The sequence below is a fragment of the Arthrobacter sp. Y3221048 genome (assembly GCF_059092685.1).
Map to the genome: position 1 here is coordinate 773846 of NZ_JBNHHX010000001.1, position 17469 is coordinate 791314.

The 17469-nt window shown below is 64.1% G+C and carries 10 protein-coding genes and 1 pseudogene; 6 read left to right on the top strand and 5 right to left on the bottom strand.

The genetic code is table 11. The features are described 5' to 3' along the window. Positions 1–24: 24 nt before the first annotated feature. Positions 25–280 (top strand): annotated as a pseudogene (locus tag AC5RVS_RS03645) (transposase); the annotation flags it as partial. A gap of 675 nt (positions 281–955) precedes the next feature. Here AC5RVS_RS03645 and AC5RVS_RS03650 read toward each other — a convergent pair. Next, complete coding sequence (locus tag AC5RVS_RS03650; protein WP_494107146.1) at positions 956–1699, bottom strand: histidine phosphatase family protein; 744 nt, start codon at positions 1697–1699, stop codon at positions 956–958. Between the two features lie 201 nt (positions 1700–1900). Between AC5RVS_RS03650 and AC5RVS_RS03655 the strand changes: the two genes are divergently transcribed. Genes AC5RVS_RS03655 through AC5RVS_RS03670 form a run of 4 tightly spaced genes read left to right on the top strand, consistent with a single transcriptional unit; the run spans position 1901 to position 6116 of the window. Further along, on the top strand, positions 1901–2872 hold the full coding sequence (locus AC5RVS_RS03655; RefSeq protein ID WP_494107147.1) for a glucosyl-3-phosphoglycerate synthase: 972 nt from the start codon (positions 1901–1903) through the stop codon (positions 2870–2872). A gap of 3 nt (positions 2873–2875) precedes the next feature. Next, positions 2876–4003 carry a glycosyltransferase gene (locus AC5RVS_RS03660; protein WP_494107148.1) on the top strand — a complete coding sequence of 376 codons (1128 nt, stop codon included), beginning with the start codon at positions 2876–2878 and terminating at the stop codon, positions 4001–4003. Continuing rightward, the gene (locus AC5RVS_RS03665; protein ID WP_494107149.1) at positions 4000–5016 is read left to right on the top strand and encodes a Gfo/Idh/MocA family protein; all 1017 of its coding nucleotides are present in this window, start codon (positions 4000–4002) and stop codon (positions 5014–5016) included. The genes AC5RVS_RS03660 and AC5RVS_RS03665 overlap by 4 nt, the downstream gene beginning before the upstream one ends. Continuing rightward, a complete protein-coding gene (locus AC5RVS_RS03670) occupies positions 5013–6116 on the top strand; it encodes a zinc-binding dehydrogenase (protein ID WP_494107150.1) in 1104 nt (367 codons plus the stop codon). Before AC5RVS_RS03665 ends, AC5RVS_RS03670 begins: the two co-directional genes overlap by 4 nt. A gap of 285 nt (positions 6117–6401) precedes the next feature. Here the strand turns inward: AC5RVS_RS03670 and AC5RVS_RS03675 are convergent, their stop codons facing one another. The 4 genes from AC5RVS_RS03675 to AC5RVS_RS03690 all read right to left on the bottom strand — a co-directional run bounded on the left by AC5RVS_RS03675 (position 6402) and on the right by AC5RVS_RS03690 (position 16309). Next, complete coding sequence (locus tag AC5RVS_RS03675; RefSeq protein WP_494107151.1) at positions 6402–8531, bottom strand: calcineurin-like phosphoesterase C-terminal domain-containing protein; 2130 nt, start codon at positions 8529–8531, stop codon at positions 6402–6404. Positions 8532–9241: 710 nt separating this feature from the next. Continuing rightward, complete coding sequence (locus tag AC5RVS_RS03680) at positions 9242–10069, bottom strand: hypothetical protein (protein ID WP_494107152.1); 828 nt, start codon at positions 10067–10069, stop codon at positions 9242–9244. Further along, the gene (locus AC5RVS_RS03685) at positions 10059–11291 is read right to left on the bottom strand and encodes a hypothetical protein (RefSeq protein WP_494107153.1); all 1233 of its coding nucleotides are present in this window, start codon (positions 11289–11291) and stop codon (positions 10059–10061) included. The genes AC5RVS_RS03680 and AC5RVS_RS03685 overlap by 11 nt, the downstream gene beginning before the upstream one ends. 245 nt (positions 11292–11536) lie before the next feature. Continuing rightward, positions 11537–16309, bottom strand: coding sequence for a hypothetical protein (locus AC5RVS_RS03690; protein ID WP_494107154.1), 4773 nt, complete (start codon positions 16307–16309; stop codon positions 11537–11539). A gap of 467 nt (positions 16310–16776) precedes the next feature. Here AC5RVS_RS03690 and AC5RVS_RS03695 point away from each other — a divergent pair, with 467 nt between their 5' ends. Continuing rightward, positions 16777–17469 carry an 8-oxoguanine DNA glycosylase OGG fold protein gene (locus tag AC5RVS_RS03695; protein WP_494107155.1) on the top strand — a complete coding sequence of 231 codons (693 nt, stop codon included), beginning with the start codon at positions 16777–16779 and terminating at the stop codon, positions 17467–17469.

Genomic DNA, 17469 nt, shown 5'->3' on the forward strand with positions numbered 1-17469 from the left:
TACGAGCTGAAGCCCGGGCTGGGACTGCCCCCGGTTTTGTTTGGGGCGGAATTCCGCCAGGATGTTATCGATGCGGCCCGCAAGTGCGAGACGCCACTGGCGCAAATCGCGAAGGATTTCGGGCTATCGGTCACAACGCTAAAGCGCTGGATTGCCACCGCAGAACGTAGGACTCCGGGGCCAGGCCGGCCCGGCAGAGTCGTCCGAGATGCGGGAGCTGAAGAAGCGCAACCGCTTGTTGGAGCAGGACTATGAGATCCTGCGCCGGGAGAGCGGTTACTCCGTCTTACTAGTAGGGGAGTGAAGCCTTAAGAATGGGATGCATGGGCAAAACTGAGGCGGGGCTAGACAGGGACGGCGGATTTCCGGAAGTCCGCAGCGGCTTCCAGGGCAGGAGTGTGAAAAACCGGGAGACAGGCCTGAGGAGGATTGTTCTCTGGATCAGTTGGTAGCGCTGGGATTGGGCAGAGCGTTCTACGCGTACGGCTTTGGTGACAGCTGGCTTCACTGGCTTGACTCTGCGTGGGTGACGACATAACCGGCTCCGAGGCGCCTTTTGACTCTGCCTTCCTGGACATCCCCGCCGTAAACCGGGCGTTGGTCAAGCAGTTCTGACCTCCGGATTTCATGTAGAAAACGCCACGAACGATGGCAGGAAACAGCCCATTTTGCAGGCACTCCCACGCCTGTTTTTAGAGCCGATAAGCTACCTTCTGCCAATGACAGCTCCGGTAAGTCGGCAACTTGCCCTCAAGTGCGCCATAACTGCGAGCAAGTGCCGAAGTGGACGACAGGCGCAGGCACAAACTGTCAGGCATTCGACGAGCCCTTGATTGGCTGCTAAGGCAACGGCGGTCCCGGCTTCTCCGCCGAGCCCGGGTAGGTGCAGTCTTTAGCGGTGTCACCACCGCTCGCCGCCATAGTCGCACTCCGCGGCCCTGACGATGCAGCGGATCTATGGATGTCCTCGTCTCAATCTCCGGATTTGCCGACGGGATCCGACGCCCTGGTCATCGTGTTCGGCCGGCATTTCGTCCGCCAGGGCTGAGGAGGGATCGGGCAGGGTTTGGGCGTTGTAGTCGATGACCTGCCACCCGCGGTCCGGGTGCCTTTCCAGCACCGTCCAGGCGCAGTTTGCCATGCCGGCAAACATCTCGCGCATGTGGGCCGGCGCGTCGAAGAAGGCCAACAGCCCGCTTCGGAGGGCGGCACCGTGTCCCACCAGTACGCCCGTGCCGCCCCGGCCCAGCGCTGCGGCGGCGTCCTGCATGACCGACTTCATCCGCCCGTTTACTTCGGAGGGCAGCTCGGCTCCGGGAACCCGGTAGTTCTCCTCACTGAAGAACTTCTCATAGATGTTTGGATGCTGTTGCCGGAACTCCGCAAAAGTGGTGCCTTGCCGGATGCCCACATGGTACTCGCGCAGCCGCTTGTCCAGCACTGGTTCCAGCCCGGTTAACGCGGCCAGCTCTGCAGCAGTGTGCCGGGCGCGTTCCAGGTCGCTGGACCAGATGAAATCGGGTTGGAACGTTGCCAGCAGCCTGGCCGCCTGCTTGGCCTGGACACGACCGGTCGCATCGAGCGGGATGTCGGCATGGCCCTGGGCTTTTTCCAAGACGTTCCATTCGGTCTGGCCGTGCCGCCACAGCACCAGGCGGGGCCGATGGACATGGCCGCCGGCGGGGACCTGCTGCTGCATCAATTCTCCTCACTGCCGACGCCTCGCGCAGACGTTCCGATCCGTCTGCAACGGTAACCGCCGCCTTTCTTGGGGCCGGCCGTCCCTGCCAATCTCGCGGAAACTATTCACAGAGCAGGATCCGGACCCGTAGGCTTCGACTTGATCCTACCGACAGCCGGCCTTGGGGGATGAACCGGCGCTCGATGAGAGGAAGCCGGAATGCGGGCAGACGTTCTGGAGTGGTTCTCCGGCAGAAACTATCAAGGCAAAAGCTTCGACCGGCACGAACTCGTGGAAGGCAAGGACGGCCAGCGGATCAGCGTGGTACTTCCGGCCAAGAACGAGTCGGCGACGGTCGGGTCGATCGTGACCGCTTTGCGCACCGAACTTGTCGAGGCGGTACCGCTCCTGGACGAGATCATCGTGATCGATTCCAACTCCACGGACGACACTTCCGCCGTGGCGGCGGCTGCCGGCGCGAAAGTTGCCCACCAGGACTTGATTCTGCCCGGCACCGGATGCAATCCGGGCAAAGGCGAAGCCTTATGGAAATCCCTGGCCGTCTCCAGCGGCGACCTTCTGGTGTTTATGGACTCGGACCTGCGCCGGTTCGATGCACAGTTCGCCGTCGGATTGATCGGCCCCCTGCTGGCCGATCCCCGGATCCACTTCGTCAAGAGCTACTATGACCGGCCGCTCGACGACGGGGTCAGAATCATGCCGGCGGGCGGAGGCAGGGTCACGGAACTGGTGGCACGCCCCCTGCTGAACCTGTTCTGGCCCGAACTGGCCGGGATCGTCCAACCGCTGGCCGGCGAATACGCCGGCCGGCGCAGCCTGCTCGAACGCATCCCCTTCGTCTCCGGCTACGGGGTGGAAACCGGCATGCTGATTGACGTGCTGGAAGCCGTGGGCCTGGACGGGATGGCCCAAGTGGACCTCGGTGAGCGCTGCCACCGCAACTCCACCGACGCTGAGCTGGCCCGGATGGCCCTGCAGATCCAGCTCACCGTGCAGGCCCGGCTGCACCGCCGTGGCTTGGCCCCGGCTGCCCCTCCCGCCGTCGAGCTGACTCAGTTCATGCGCGAGGGGGAGGACTACGTCGGGGAAACCTCCACTGTTGAAGTGTCCGAACGTCCGGCGATGCTGGACATTGGCCAGTACCGGATCGCGACCGGGCACGTGGCCTAAGCCGTGCGGGTCCTCATCAACGCCGGCCCTTGGTTGCCTGTTCCGCCGCGCGGGTACGGGGGCATCGAAACGGTCATCGCCACCCTGATTCCCGAGCTGCGCCGCGCCGGGGTGCATGTCACCCTCGCCACGGTGGGTCCGAGCACGATCGAGGCCGATGCCTATCTGTGCCCGCTCGATGAACCCCAGTTCGCTTCGATCGCCCTGCCCTATAACCAGGTCTCGGGTATCGCCCACGCGCATATGCAGGGCGTTGTGCAGGCCATGTACGACGGCGGCACCTGGGATCTGGTGCACGACCACCTTGAGGTGGTGGGGCCTGCGATGTTTGCCGCCATGGGAACGGCTGCTCCGCCGGTGCTGCAGACCCTGCACTGGGATCTGGCCAAGCACAGCGCGTTCTATTCGTCCTTCAACGGCCGCGGCCGCATCCGGTTCGCCGCGGTCTCGCAGTCCCAGCTGGAGCGCGCACCAGAAGCGCTGCAGCGCCAGACGATCGGCGTCGTCCCGCTGGCCGCTCCGCCCGCCCTGGACGTCCACGCAGGGAAAGCCGGGCATGCCCTGGTGCTCGCCCGCATTACCCGCGACAAGGGGCAGGACACCGCACTGAGGATCTGCCGCCTGGCGGGCCTGCCGCTGGTACTGGCCGGCCCCGTCGCCGGAATCAACGACCCGGCAGAGCTGGAGCGCCGGCTGGCCGAAGGGGACCCGCACCTGGCCTCCCACCCGGATGCCAAGTACTTCCGGGATGAGGTGCGGCCGCTGCTCGACGGCGGCCGGTACCGCTGGATCGGCGGGGTCGAAGGCGAAGCGAAGGAGCACGTCCTGCGCTCGGCCCGGGTACTGCTGGCCCCCAACCGGTGGGCCGAACCTGGAGCCACCGGGGTAGTGGAAGCCCTCTCCCGCGGCATCCCCGTGGTGGGGACACCGCTGGGAGTTTTGCCCTCGCTGGTCGAGCACGGCCGTACCGGTTTCCTCGCCGCCGATGAGCAGGAAATGGCCCGGTTCCTGCAGGAACTGGACGATATCCGCCCACAGGACTGCATCGACGCGGCAGCGGCATGGACACCCGAGGCGATGGCTGCCAGTTACCTGCGCCTGTACGACCAACTCATCCAGGAGGCCATGTGAGCGTGAAAGTAGCCCTGATCGGGGCCGGCTCCGTCGGGCGGCGGCACGTCGGCGTCCTGCAGGAACTCGGCGCCCGGATCACCAGCGTCACCGACGCGCATGCGGCGGCGGCCGAGAAGCTGGGGCGTGAAGTGGACGCCCCGGCCTTCACCAATCCCGAGACGGCCCTCGACCACACGGAAGTGGACGCGGTCTACGTGTGCGTTCCGCCGTTCGCGCACGGGCCGGGTGAGCGAGCCGCTCTTTCCAGGGGACTGCCGCTGTTCGTGGAAAAGCCGGTCGGCCTGGGCCGGGAAACCGCGGAGGAAATTGGGGCGCACGTGGAAGCGGCCGGCGTCGTCACCGGCACCGGCTACCACTGGCGCTGCATGGACGCCGTCGGACATGCCCGCGGCCTGCTCGAGGAGGCCCCGGCCCTGCTGGCCAACGGCTACTGGCTGGACAAACGGCCGCCGGTCCCCTGGTGGGGGCGCATGGACCGCTCCGGCGGTCAGGTGGTCGAGCAGCTCACCCACGTCCTCGACACCGCGCGCTTCCTGCTCGGCGAAGCCGTCGAGGTTTACGCCGCCGGGGTGCGCGGGATGGAGACCGGGCATCCGCCGGCCGACGGCTCAGGGCCGGAGCCGGACGACGTCGACGACGCCACCGCGGCCACCGTCCGCTTTGCCAGCGGAACCGTTGCCACGCTGGCGGCGACCTCGGTGCTGGCGGCGAAGCACCGCGCGGCTCTGCACATTGTGAGTCGAGGCCTGTACCTGGAGCTGTCCGAGGCCGGCTTGAGCAGTTTCGACGGCACGTCGCGCACGGACCTGGGCTGTGCCGAGGACCCTCGCATCGCGGTCGACCGGGAATTTATCGAAGCAGTCCGCGGCGAACGGGAAAGCACCCGCGCGCCCTATGCGGAGGCCCTGCGCAGCCACCGGCTCGGCTGTGCCATTGCCGAATCGGCGCGCACGGGGCTGCCGGTGAAGCTGCCCGAAGAGCGGCCGGCCACTGCAGGGGCAGCGTCGTGAGGAACCGGCGCAATCTCGTCATTCCTGCAGCAGGAGCCCTGGAAATTGTCGAGGAGCAGCTGCCCGGAGTCCCCGACGGCGGGCTCCTGCTCGAAACGCTCGTCACCGGCCTGTCGGCCGGCACGGAACTGGCCTTCGTCAAGGGCGACCACCCCGGGTTGCGGTCCCGCCTGGATCAGGAGCTCGGCCTGTTCCTGCAGGACTCGGCGGAGGCCGCCTACCCGATCCGCCGGCTGGGCTACATGGAGGTCGCCCGGGTCGCCCAATCCCGCACTCCGGCCTTCGCCGAAGGGGACATCCTTGCGACGGCCTATGGCCACGCCACCGCGCATGTAGCAGACCCGCTGCGCGAGCATCTGGTGCCGCTGCCCGACGACCTTGATCCGCTGCTGGGCGTCTTCGTCGCACACTTCGGGCCCATCTGTGCCAACGGCCTGCTGCACGCGGCGGCAGATGAAACCGGCGGCCTGGTCCGCGCGCTGGGCGACGGGGTGGACGGCCGGCTGGTGCTCATCACCGGCGCCGGGCCCATCGGGCTGGTCACCGCCCTGTTCGCCCGGTCTCTCGGCGCGCGCGAAGTCGCCGTCGCGGACTCCGACGCCCGCCGCCGGCAGCTGGCCGAAGAGCTGGGCTTCCTGGCCCTGGACCTGAATGACGACCCCGGCAAAATCCTGAAAACACGATGGCGCCATGGTCCCGGGGACCGGGGCGCCGACGTCGTCTTCCAATGCAGGGGACGCCCCGAAGCGCTTCACGCCGCCCTCCGCGCGGCCCGCCCCCAGGGCAGCATCATCGACCTCGCCTTCTACACCAGCGGAGCCGACGCCGTTCGGCTGGGCGAGGAATTCCACCACAACGGGCTCAACCTGCGCTGCGCGCAGATTGGCAGGGTGCCGCGCGGCCTCGCGGCACAGTGGGACCGAGCGCGGCTCTCGGCCGAAACCATCAAGCTGCTCGGCACCCACGGCGACACGATCCGCAAGCACCTGATCACCGACGTCGTACCCTACGAAGACGCGCCGCTGCTGATGCACGATGTCTCCCGCCGCCAACGGCACGTCCTGACCGCCGTCTTCGCGGTAGCCCCCGCATTCCTGTGAGCACGGCTAGCAGGCACCCGCGGGACTAGCCCAAGCGGCATCCAACTGGGCAGGGGATCCAAGGCTTCGGAGGGACGGAACAAGCCGGCCAATCCGGCGCCGGCGCTCGCCGCATGAAGTTGATGTCACAGAAACGGAAGGCGTCCCCGGCTGAACGCCGGGGACGCTTTCGGCCTCTACTTAAGGTTGATTAGCGGTCTGCACGAGCCTGATCGGGCCTTGCTCAGTCTGGCAGATGACGCGCTTTCCGCCCGTGTTGTGGACGGCCTGGCCGAGGACTGTGGATCACCACACGACGTCCTCGCCGAAGGTGTCCAGCCGGAAGCTCTGCTGTGGCCGTTCGTCGACGACCTCGAAGGCGAGGGTCTCGGTGTGTCCGTTGCCATAGCGGTCGGTCCAGACCACCTCGGCCAGGTGCATGCCGTTCTCGAGGTCGGCCGACAGCGGGATGCGCCACAGGTGCGGGGACCCATCGGCGAGGTTGCCTTCCACCGGGCGCGGTGTGGAGGGTCCGTAGACCTGGCCGTTGTACAGGTGCAGGCCCTGGGCCTCCGGGTTCCCCGAGGTCGACTGGTAGGACATCCGGGCGCTGGTGAGCTGGCGGATCAGCGCGGACGGGTCGGACCACTCGACGCCGCGCCGGACCTCTTCGCCTGCAGCGGGCTGGGTGATCTCCGCGGTGACGGGTTCGGAGCCGTCGATCGAGACGGTGACGGTGGAGTCGGTGGTGCCGGCCCAGACGTTGGCGGTCAGGTAGGTGCCTCCGTCAAGGTCCTCGCGGGTGACCATGTTCTGGTCCCCGAGATCTCCCAGGGTGCGCGGGGGCACCGCGTCCTTGTGCTTGTTCTCCCAGGTGACGGGGTGTTCGTCGCGCCAGTCGATCAGGGTCTGCGCCCAGTGGCGGTAGTGCGGGGAGCTCACGCCCAGGCCCATCTGGTCGGCGTCCCGGCCGGTCGCATGGAAGGCGTGCTGGTAGTCCGTGCCGGAGAAGTCGAAGGTCCAGAAGCCCGGCAGCGCGCCGTCGCCCTGGAAGCTCATCGGCTGGCCGTCGACGTCGTAGTCCCCGGCGTACCAGTCTCCCGACACGGCGCCGGCGACGATGTGGTCGAACGGCACGGCCTTCACTCGCACGGCCTCCTCCCATGCCCCGAGGGAATCCCCCTCGGCCATCGACTCGACCCAGTGCGAATGACCGGACAGGGACAAGGCCTCGCGTCCTTCGAGGAGTTCGTAGAGTGTGCGGACGTCGTCGGTCTGGTGCTGGGCGCTGTCGGCGCCGGAGTGGGACACCAGCGGGATGTGCGTGGCGACCACGACGCGCTTGCCCTTGGGCACGGTGGCCAGATCCTTCTTGATCCAGGCCAGGGTGTCTTCCCCGAGGCGGCCGTTGTACGCCGGGGCGCCGGCCGGGTCCTCGCAGGCCGGCCGCTTGCCGTCGGCGTTGTCGTCCTCGGGCGTGCACGGGTATTTCACGTTGTTCAACGCCAGCACGTGTACCTCGCCGACATCATAGGAGTAGTTCTCCGGTCCCCAGTGCTGCCGGTAGGTATCGAACGACCACCGGGCGCCAGTGGCATCGAAGTCCAGGTCGTGGTTGCCGGGGATCGCGCGCACTGGCATGCCCATCAGGCCCAAGGCCTCCTTCGCCCGGTCGTACATGCCCAGGTCATCGCCGGCGATATCGCCCAGCAACAGGGCGCCGCAGTCGGCGGCATCATAGGCCGCCGCTTCCCGCAGGGCACCGTTGCGCGCATGGGAGATCTCCTGGTTGGAGTAGGCCTGCGGATCGGCCAGCACCAGGCACCGAATGTCCTCGCCGGCCGAGGAGGGGTTCTTGGTCAGCGGGAAGTTCACCGCGGCGGGCAGTTCCCCGGTGGGCTGCAGGCCGCCGAAGCGCAACTCCTGCTCGGCGGTGCCCTGGGGGGCGTGGGTGTAGGAGAACTGCGCGATGTTGTTCTCATCGACCGGGGTGTCCCAGCCGGCGGGCTTGGTAACAAAGAAGGTGTCCTTGTCCTTCGCCGGCAGCTCGTAGCGGCCCTTGGCATCGGTCTGGACCACCTCGCGGCCGTTGGACACCGTCACCCCCGAGATGCCCTTCTCGCCCATATCCCGGACCGAGTTCTGGTTGGTGTCATCGAAGACCACACCATCCAGGGCATCCTCGCCGGTCTCGCCCTTGGTGACGACTTCGGGACCGCCGACGTACGTCGTGGGGTCCACCCCATCATCGACGGGCTTCTCCCCGCGGTGACCCTTGGCGGGGGCATGGACCGGCGGGCTGTTGCCCTCCGCGCCGGAATGCTTCGGCGGATCCGCCGCAGCGATCTGCACGCCGAAGAACGCCAGCGGTGCCAGCAGAGCCAGGGCGGTGCCGCCCATCAGGGCACGACGACGCCGGGAGACAGGGGAAGACATACAGAATCCTTTCGCCAGGGTGATTGCTGTTGGAAGCAATCCCTCAAGCTAGGACTTCCGCATGACCGACCGGTCCCTGTTCCGCCACGACCGGGTGAACGGGCGGCAAAGCCTGGCGCTGCGCAGGCTCCAGTTGCCGGCACCACCTCGGTAAATGTGCCCTCGCAGCACTGCTTTCGCCCGTTTGTTCCTGTACCGCCGTCATTGGCCTGTGCGGTCCTGTCTCCGGCTGTGTTCCGTACCTGATCATTCCGCCGCTGCACAGCGGAGGCCCACACCCAGGTCACCCGCCGGACCCCGCCCTACGTCGCCTTCGGGCTTGCGGAAGACAAGCTCACCGCCGCCTGGACGAGTTGCCCGCCAACTAACAAGCATCCCTGTGCAGTCTCTTACCACCGAATCCCGTCACACTTGTGGCTGCGGTCCCGTTCCGCCGCGCAAGAGTCGGCTCGTTCATGCACGCGGAGAATGCCGCCGTGCGGTCACGAACGAACATATGCGCTGTTATCGGCGTTCCTTATTTCTCCAATTTCTGCAAGGCGTTCGCGTAGCCGTAGCTGGAGGTGTCTGCTCAATCCTTGCAGTCATCGTGCGTTCGCCGCTCCTTAGACGTCCGGGCGGCTGCACTGAGGTGGTAGTAAGGCTCCTGCAGGCTGCCCCTTCTTAATGCCCACACATGAGAGTGGCTGTTAGATCAGCCTCGTTCGCACCTACTCTTCGCGAGCTACTGATTCGGTCTGAGTGTCTTCGCCATCGGTCGCCGCGACTTCGTACAGATCTGCGAGCTGATCGAGGAGACGACGGCATCGGACGATTGCACTATGAAGCGCCAAAGTGAGCGGGTCTGTGAAATCGACCGCCTCATCTGTATCGATCCCTTGGCCGCCTGAGGCTATTTGTTTGCCCGTCAACTGCTCATCGGCTGCAGGTCCGGCGTGGCTCGTCAGATCGGTTTCATCGCCTATTTCGTTCTGCTCGTTTGGTGCATCGAGAGGATCGGGGCCTGGCTTCAGCCTCATGCGTCGGATGACCTGTTCAAGAGCGCGCACACTGCAGTCCTCCTCGGTTTTGGCCGTTTCCGTGCCTACTATCACCCATGGCTCTTCGGATGAGATTGCCTGCTCGGCCGCGGCCCCTACGCTTAGACGGATCAGGTGCCCGACCTCTCGATCGATATCGCACGCCATCTGTAGGAGTGGATAGGTTGAGAGGGCTTCGGCACTTGGCACTTCCTCATTTAATGGCCGGTAGAAGGCCCAAGGGTCCGGGTTGGGGTCTAGTCGTGCGATCGCGCGCAGGACGGGCTGCAAATACGTAAGCGGCTTGGTCTGGAAGGGTGCGCCAGATTTGTGTTCCCACAGTTTCAGCACGACGTCTCGCGTGGTCGCGGCAAGTTCCTGGTCGTCGGGATTTTGCTCGCAGCGTGTGATCAGTTCTGCTAGGTGGTGCGACATCCAGCGGCCGACGACATCACTGCGATCCAAGGCGTCCGCGAGGTCTCGTCCAAGTTGTAGAGATCGGTCAGCGTTAGAACTCATGGACTTCTCCTGTGGTGTCGATCAGGAAGTACTTCGTGTATGGCGGCAGGAAGCGTAACTGGTCCTCGTCATCGGTATACCTCGAGCCGCGGAACGCAGAATCCTCCGAGCGTCTTTTGATTTCGACTTCCACAATCAGCCATTGATCGAGCTTGTCCAGTACGTCAGCGAGCCAGGAGCGATTGGCAACTAAGGCATCGCCGGAAGATCCAGTGGTCTGCCTCTCATTGGCGAAGTCGTCCCATGTTCTCTGCTCGATCACGACGCTCTCGCCCTCGCGCCAGAGGCGGAAGTCAGCGTCGGCGACCAGCGTTTTGAGTGGCGGCATTGAATCAGTGGGCCGGATGGGCGGGTAGTCGACCGATTTGGCATACGGATCCTGTCGGTCACGTCCGTAGGCATGTCCGTGGGGTTCGATCCATCCTGTGAGCTCGAATCCAGGGATGGTGGAACTGAATTCTTCGTCCGCGGCATCAGGGATTCGGTAGGCATGCTTGTCTGGGGATGTCTGCAGTGCCTTCAGCAGGGCGGGGGCGGTGTTGGGGGTTACGAGAGCCGAATGAATACTGACTGTCTCGCTTTGGGAGTAGTGCTCAACGGTTCGAGATCCCCACACGACCACCTGCTCCGGTGATGGGAACAATTCCTGGCTGAATCTGGGGGAGGTGATCCGGTATATCCAGTGCGGTTCGCGGGCTACAGTCCCCAGCCCCGAAGGGTCCTGTGAGTCGAGTCGGGCATATTCCGGTGCAGGATGACGTCGGTCGGACAGCCAGCGTCCATCATCGCGGCTCGGCATGTGCCATCGGAGGAATCGGGTGTATTCGGATTCTCCGGTCTCTTCGTCCTCGTCGTATCGCTGAACGACGGGTCGATGCTGAAGGAGGACGCCAGCGACCTCGCAGAGGCCCTGAACAGCCAGGTAGAAGTCGAGGTCTTCTTCTTCCGGCCACTCGCCTTCATGAGGGTAGGTGCCTTGAGGATACAGGTTGAGTGCGTGACGGTTGTCGTCCTCTGCACGACCACGCGATGGAACCGCCCAGCGGTCGACCAACACTTCCGCGACAAGCCGCTCGACTGAGCGTTCGCTGATGCCGAAGGCATCGCCAAGTGGGTTGCACCAGTACTCACGAAAGTCGAAAAAGAACCTGAAACGCTCGTCTTCGGGATCGTCGTCCGTGGTCGGTCCCAGCACGGTATTGGCTCTGACGCCGGTAAACATTCCCGGGGGGGAGACCGGACGCGCAGCGTTCGGAACCCCCTGGTTCGGTCTTGCCGTGGGCGGACTCCGGCGATGAAAAGGCATCCGTGTCGGTATGCGCGGTGATCTCGTTCTCGGACGAAACTTCTTCCAGGTTGGCGTGCCAGTTATGGCGTTTGGTGCCGAGGGGTCTACCTGCTTGCTCGATTAGCTTCTTCTCAGCGGAATCGAGCGTGACCAGGCCAGCAGCGTGGAGACGGAGCAGGCTATCGCGCGCCAACGGTGTGTTCACGGCATGCGGCCTTCCAGTGACCGTCCTTGTCAGAAGGTGTCTTCCCGGCGGGATCTCCGAGGGCGGTCCAGATGACGGCGGCGATAGCCGCTTCGGAATTCCAGCTCCCGGTCGTCCCGAGGGGATGATGTCCGTCGTGGGCGTCAAGAGGCGCGGTATCGTTGAAGTACGAGGATGCGGCATCGAAGAGTTGGAGGGCCTTGTCGATGGTGAGGCGACGCCCGAGATGCGTGGCCAGCGCATAGGCCTGATCGGCGGTAAAGGATTGCTGCTCGGCCAGCGCACGACTTGCGATGTGCTCATAATCGGTATCGCGGCCAGTTAGGGCTCGCGCGTTCTCATAGTCGAGAGTGTGCCAGGAAACAAGCAGAATGTCTGGTGCGAAGCGAGCGAGCTGCGTCGCCAAAACCTCATCCAGCGCCGCCTGCGTCGCCATCGAAAGCGACCGGCCCTGCAACGACTCCAACAGGCGAGAGAGGTCCCAATGGCTCGTTGTCGGACATGCCTTGAACGCGCGCAGGAGGCCGGGAGTGGCACCAGCATTGCCGGCAACGTAGTCGAATACGTCCTTTCGGGCATGTCCCCGGCCGTAACGTTTTAGCGCGTCGGCCCAACCACCGGCCGTCAGCAGGTCAATGTCCGTGAAGGAGCTCTCTGGACTCTGGCTGGGGTTGTCGTTGGACGCGAAATAGTTTTCGGCCGCGGTGGAAGTCCAGAGCAAAGACGGGTCGATCTGTTCGATGGCGGTCCGCGGCACACCGGATCGGTTGAGGAGTTCGTCAAGAGCGCTTGCGGTTAGTTGCTGGGCCCGTCGAAAGCGGAGGTAGGCGACAATCGCTGATGTTGCGTCATGCGACCCTGCGGCTAGCGCCGAGGCCAGGGCGTCGTGGTCCGGAAAACGGTCGCCTAGAGGGAGCACTGCAAGAGCGGCCGCAGGGTCATCGTTCAGCAGCAGCGCAGGGTCGAGCGTGATGGCGTTGGCGAGGCTCCGGATCGGCGAGATACGCCGGTCGCGCCACCGCGATCCGGTCGCGAGAGCCTCAGGCAGTGAGAGGCGGGCAGCGACGGCAAGGACGTCAGTGTGGGACAAATAATCGCCGAGATAAGGCTCGAGGCACTCGGCAATCTGGCACAGCCGGTAGGCCCGACCAGGTTGGTCGAGCGCGCCGTGCCCGGCATGGCCTGCGATGGTCAAGAACGTCTCCCAGCGGGCCCAAGCGTCGTCACCGACGGCGTCCGTGATATCGATGGCTGCTTGAAAATGGACGACGGCTTCATCGGGGGATATTCGGTACGTCGCGCGCGCGAGTCGAACGAAGTCGGAGGCGAGTTCACCTGCGTCCTCCCGTGCATTGGCAGCGTACTCATGGCAGCGTCTGGCCAGCTCGGAGGACAACCCATGGTTCGCGGGGTGGGTGGCGGTCTGTCGGATGAGGTTTATCAGGGTCCGTCGCGTGATTACGTCGTTGTTCCCGGCCTGGAAGGTGCGCAGCGCGGCTTGATCGATGATCTCAGGGAATCGAGCAAGGGCACGTCCGATGAGCAGCACGACGGTGTTGACTTTGGTCTGGTCAATCCGTTCCCGCCGCCACTCGGGAGGTGCTTCCTGCAAGAACGCCGATATGCGCCGACCGAAGGCGGCACTGCTTTCAGCGGTTGGATCGAGCACAAGATCAAGCCATGCGACGGCCCAGGAGACGAGGGGCTCGACGTTTGCCCGGTAGGTGCGCAGATCTTGGGATGATTCGAATTTCTCGCGTTCGCGGGCTTCCCGAATTGACGGACCTTGGATATCGACGGGGTCGATCGCGCGGCCTTCGAGACGAGCACATAGCGCCAGCCCTAGAATCAGATACCAGACGTCCTGGTCGTACCACGACCCGGTCAGATGTCCGAGGTTTTCAGGGAGGTATGCGCGCAAGATTTGCGCGGCGTCGGTGGGGGCGAGGATCTTGTGGACAACGGCTCGGCTGGTTAGCCAGATGGCGGCTGTTAGGCCGTTGTGAAGCGGGTCGCCCGACGCAGAACGTCGATAGTCGGCGTGACGGCTTAGCTGGGCCGTGCTCTTCCTTTTCAGGATGGGCCGGAGTAGGTGCGCCACGATATCAGCGTCCATTTCCACGTCCCGCTCGGCGCAGGCATGGGCAAGCGCGAGCTTGAGATGCCGGCCCCGGGCAGCGCGGGCCAGGTCGGCGAAATCGGCGAGGCGTCCTGCGTCGAGCAGACGACGGGCGATGTCCACTCCTACGTCAAAGGCGAGGGCGCGCGGTCGCCAACTTTGGAGGAACTGAATGCACGCAGCCGGACCATCGGTATTGAGCAGTCCCCAGCTGACCTGGAGGACGTCCAAGTCTCCCACCCCTGATTTAGTGTCGCTGCGTTGTGCTTGTCGTATCCAGGCATGCATCCAGGATCTTGCGCTTCGCAGACGGTTTCGGGCCTGGTCGGTCTGGCCGGCGGCACCGGCCAGAAGGGCGCCTTCTATCGGCAGATTGGAATTGGGCCAGCCAGCCGTCAGGCTTCGGGTGGCGATGAGTTGCTCAAGCACCGTCGGGTCAAGGAACCGTGCGGCCAAGTCGGTGTTTTCACGGATCAAGTCGAGGCGGCGGGTGCGTCCCGCAGTTAACGCTCCCAAGCGCAGAGCGAGTTGGGCAGCTTCGAAGTCGCGGTCGGCTCGCAGCGCGGCTGTCAAGGCGAAATGGGTGCGCTGTTGCGCGATCTCACGACGTTGGATCTCATTCCGCTGCGGGCCAGGGAGCGTGTTGTCAGGAAGCCGGTCGTCGGAGAGTGCGAGCTGAACGAGGTCGTCGAACCGGTTAGCCTCGAAGAGCAGCGCGGGCAGTGAGGCTGCCACGTAGGCATCCTGATCAGCGATCGGCGAAAGGCGTTCGATGAACGCGTCGAGGTTTTTTCCCGTTGGACGGTAGCGATCCCGGAACCAGGTTTCGGTAGGTTCGTCGCGGAACTGCACCGTATCGCCGTCGACCAGGAGAGGGCGGCCCAGATCTGAGATGAAACTCAGCACGACGGATGGATGAATGTTGGCCAGTTCGGCCAGGACACGAACGGGGATCATCGGCCGCAGGGCAGCGAGGCCCACGCAGATTGCGTCAATGTCGGGAGCCGATCCGTGTTGTCGGTCGCGGATCTCGGCGACTTGCCGCTCGATGAGGGAGTCGAGGGCCTGCCCGGGCGAGTTCGGGTTTGGCGCCAACCACGTCAGGGCTTCGTGGAGATCTTGAGTGGCGTCTAAGACTGCTGCCTGTACCCGCGGGTTGTGGCTGGTCCGGGTGTGAAACTCGGATGCGTCGGCGGCTGAGGCATCTGGGCAAGTCGTTTGCAGATGGGAGGAAGTCTCGTTGAGGTCGAAACCATGAAGCGGGATGTCCTGGTAGTTGGCCGGAAGTCCCAATAGGTCGACGCGTTCAGTGCGGCAAGTCAGGACGAGCCGGACATTATCAGGGAGCGGCTCGCGGAGAAGGCCGCGGACGAAGGAGCGTTCGCCCATTTCGTCGGCGATCATGGCGGCGTTGTCGGCGGCGTCGATGACGATCGTGAGTAGGGCGGCCGGGTCTGTGGTGGCGACTGTTTCGGCTGCCTTCGTGAGTTTGCGTATGAATGCGAGGGCGTAGTCTGCGTCGTCCGCGGTGGCGGACGGAATGAGGGGATCGCACAACGCATGTCCGGCGAGCTCGTTCACAAGCTGAACAAAGCCTTGTTTGGGTCGGTGGCGCGGTGCGCTGGGACGTCGGTAAGAGCCGTTGCCGAAGCAGTCGAACACAATCGTAATAGAACCGTTCGGCAGGTCGCGTCCCAGAGCGCCGGCGAGGACACTCTTGCCCACCCCGCCGGGGCCGTGCACAAGTGTCGGCGCCTTGGGGAACTCCTGGATTTTTGAAGCGATCTCGGCGAACTGACGCCTGTCAATGGGGCGCGTCGGGGGCTCGATCAGGTTGGGCGCGGGCAGTAACTGGTCCTCGGAAGTCTTCAAGGAGGCCAACACATCTGTGCGGCGGACTGCAGGGTTGTCCCCTGCGATCGAGGTCGCCCGACTGGAGATCATCTCCCGCAGTAGGAGCGCTTGTTCGCCCGGCGCTCCGGGCAGTAAGTCGGCAACCTCGAGGTCAAGGAGGTGGCGGAGCTTGAGTAAAGATGGTGCGCGGTCGTCGACCACCAGCCGCTGGCATAAGACGGCGATGTCGTCCGCGGGAATGATCTCCACGAGCCGTTCGCGAATCGTTCTGGTTGCCGGCGAGGGGACGCCGGTTCGGAGGTCGTCGAGTGCCTCTATGGCGGATGCAGCAGGGGGTCGGTTGCTGACGAACTCGAACTGAACACGATCCAGAACTGTAGGGTGGCTGGCCTTCAACGTCCGGTACTTGCGCGCGAAACCGATCAGCGTCTTAGTGAGAAACGAAAGCGTCCAAGGCTTGTCCCCGTACCGCGTGGAGTGTTTGAACTGGCGATACACGACGCGGTCTGTGTGGGCGATGTCGCTGGAGCCCCAGTATTCCGCGAGGTCGATGACCTCATCGCCCGTACCGGTATCGTCCTCGGAAGTCGGGCTGTCGGCGGTGGCGGTGTCTGAGACAGGCAACGTCGGTTGTTCACTAAGATCAACGGCCTCGACAAAAAGCGAGTGAAGCCCGGAGCCTTTGTCGAGGAGCCGCAGGGATTGGCGTGCTGCCCACGTGTAGTGAAATTGATCGCCATCACGACTCGGGCGAAGAAGATCAGGCTCGGTCATCGCGAGGTCTCCACGATCCTAACTGACGCGACGTAGCAACCGTCCTGACTCCGCGAGACAGAATCACGGAGGCTATAGTCCTTGAACTTCATTCCGAATTCAAAGCAAGCTTGCTGATGACGGAAGTGATACCACTCGCGCCAGATAGCTGTCAGCAGCAATGATTATCTCCAAGTTACTCGCCTAGGATGTAGGGATTCCCGTATCAGTTGCCCATCTCGAGATGCTGGTTATTCCAATAACCATAACGGTCGTCCGCCCTGGATCGAGGCATAAAAGACAGGTGAAGCGAAAGAAGTTCCTCATATTTAATGCGTCCGAGGTGAAGCCTCGATGATGACCGATGGTCGCGGCAGTCAGCGGCCATCACCTTTGTTGTGAGGGGTTCCGTGGATGCCTCCACTGCTTCGCCGCGAGACTCCTGTCTCGACGGGACGGCTACGCAGGCTATAGGGCAGGATGGGGACATGAATGTTCATCCAGAGATGCCGTCTGTGCTTGCCGGGGTTCTAGCTGCAGAGCCGTCCCCACAGGGTTCCTTTCCATGGCGTCGTCAGCCCTGGCGGGAGCAGATGCACGATTTGCCCGACGTCCTAACGATCCTGGATATGCTTCCGGAACGGGTTGACCGGCATTCCACTCGCGAGGTCGTGCTCTCGGAGTTGGAGGCGGGAAGGATACTGCCTGCGTTCGTATCAGCAATGATCTGGGGATATGGGACGACAGGCTTTGGACCTGTCCGCACTCGTTGGATTCTGACCGGGGTGGGTGACGGACGTGCCTTGCACGCGCCTGTACTTTCCTCGGTTGCCGAGCGTCTGCAGGCAGGAGCGACGACGGCCCGCAGGTCCGGGCCCTTAGAGGCGTTCCGAATAATGAACAACCATGGCAGCGTGAAGCACCTTAGGTCGGCCTACTTCACCAAGTGGCTTTACTTCACCTCCGCTTTGCAAGGGCCCGATGATCCGGCAGCTGCTCCCATCATCGATTCCAAAGTCGCCGGCTGGGTCCGTCAACAGACAGAAGTTTCGTTGGACGTGCATTCAACGGACTCCTATTCCGATTACATGGAGCTCCTGACGGAGTGGGCGAAGGAATACCACCGGAGCCCGATCCAGGTTGAGAAGGCGATCTTCGGTCTGGCCACAGGGCGCGGCTGA

Excerpts from the sequence above, each read along its gene's own strand:
- AC5RVS_RS03650 (WP_494107146.1), bottom strand. The coding sequence starts at position 1,699 with ATGCAGCAGCAGGTCCCCGCCGGCGGCCATGTCCATCGGCCCCGCCTG.
- AC5RVS_RS03655 (WP_494107147.1), top strand. The coding sequence starts at position 1,901 with ATGCGGGCAGACGTTCTGGAGTGGTTCTCCGGCAGAAACTATCAAGGC.
- AC5RVS_RS03675 (WP_494107151.1), bottom strand. The coding sequence starts at position 8,531 with ATGTCTTCCCCTGTCTCCCGGCGTCGTCGTGCCCTGATGGGCGGCACC.
- AC5RVS_RS03680 (WP_494107152.1), bottom strand. The coding sequence starts at position 10,069 with ATGAGTTCTAACGCTGACCGATCTCTACAACTTGGACGAGACCTCGCG.
- AC5RVS_RS03685 (WP_494107153.1), bottom strand. The coding sequence starts at position 11,291 with ATGTTTACCGGCGTCAGAGCCAATACCGTGCTGGGACCGACCACGGAC.
- AC5RVS_RS03690 (WP_494107154.1), bottom strand. The coding sequence starts at position 16,309 with ATGACCGAGCCTGATCTTCTTCGCCCGAGTCGTGATGGCGATCAATTT.
- AC5RVS_RS03695 (WP_494107155.1), top strand. The coding sequence starts at position 16,777 with ATGAATGTTCATCCAGAGATGCCGTCTGTGCTTGCCGGGGTTCTAGCT.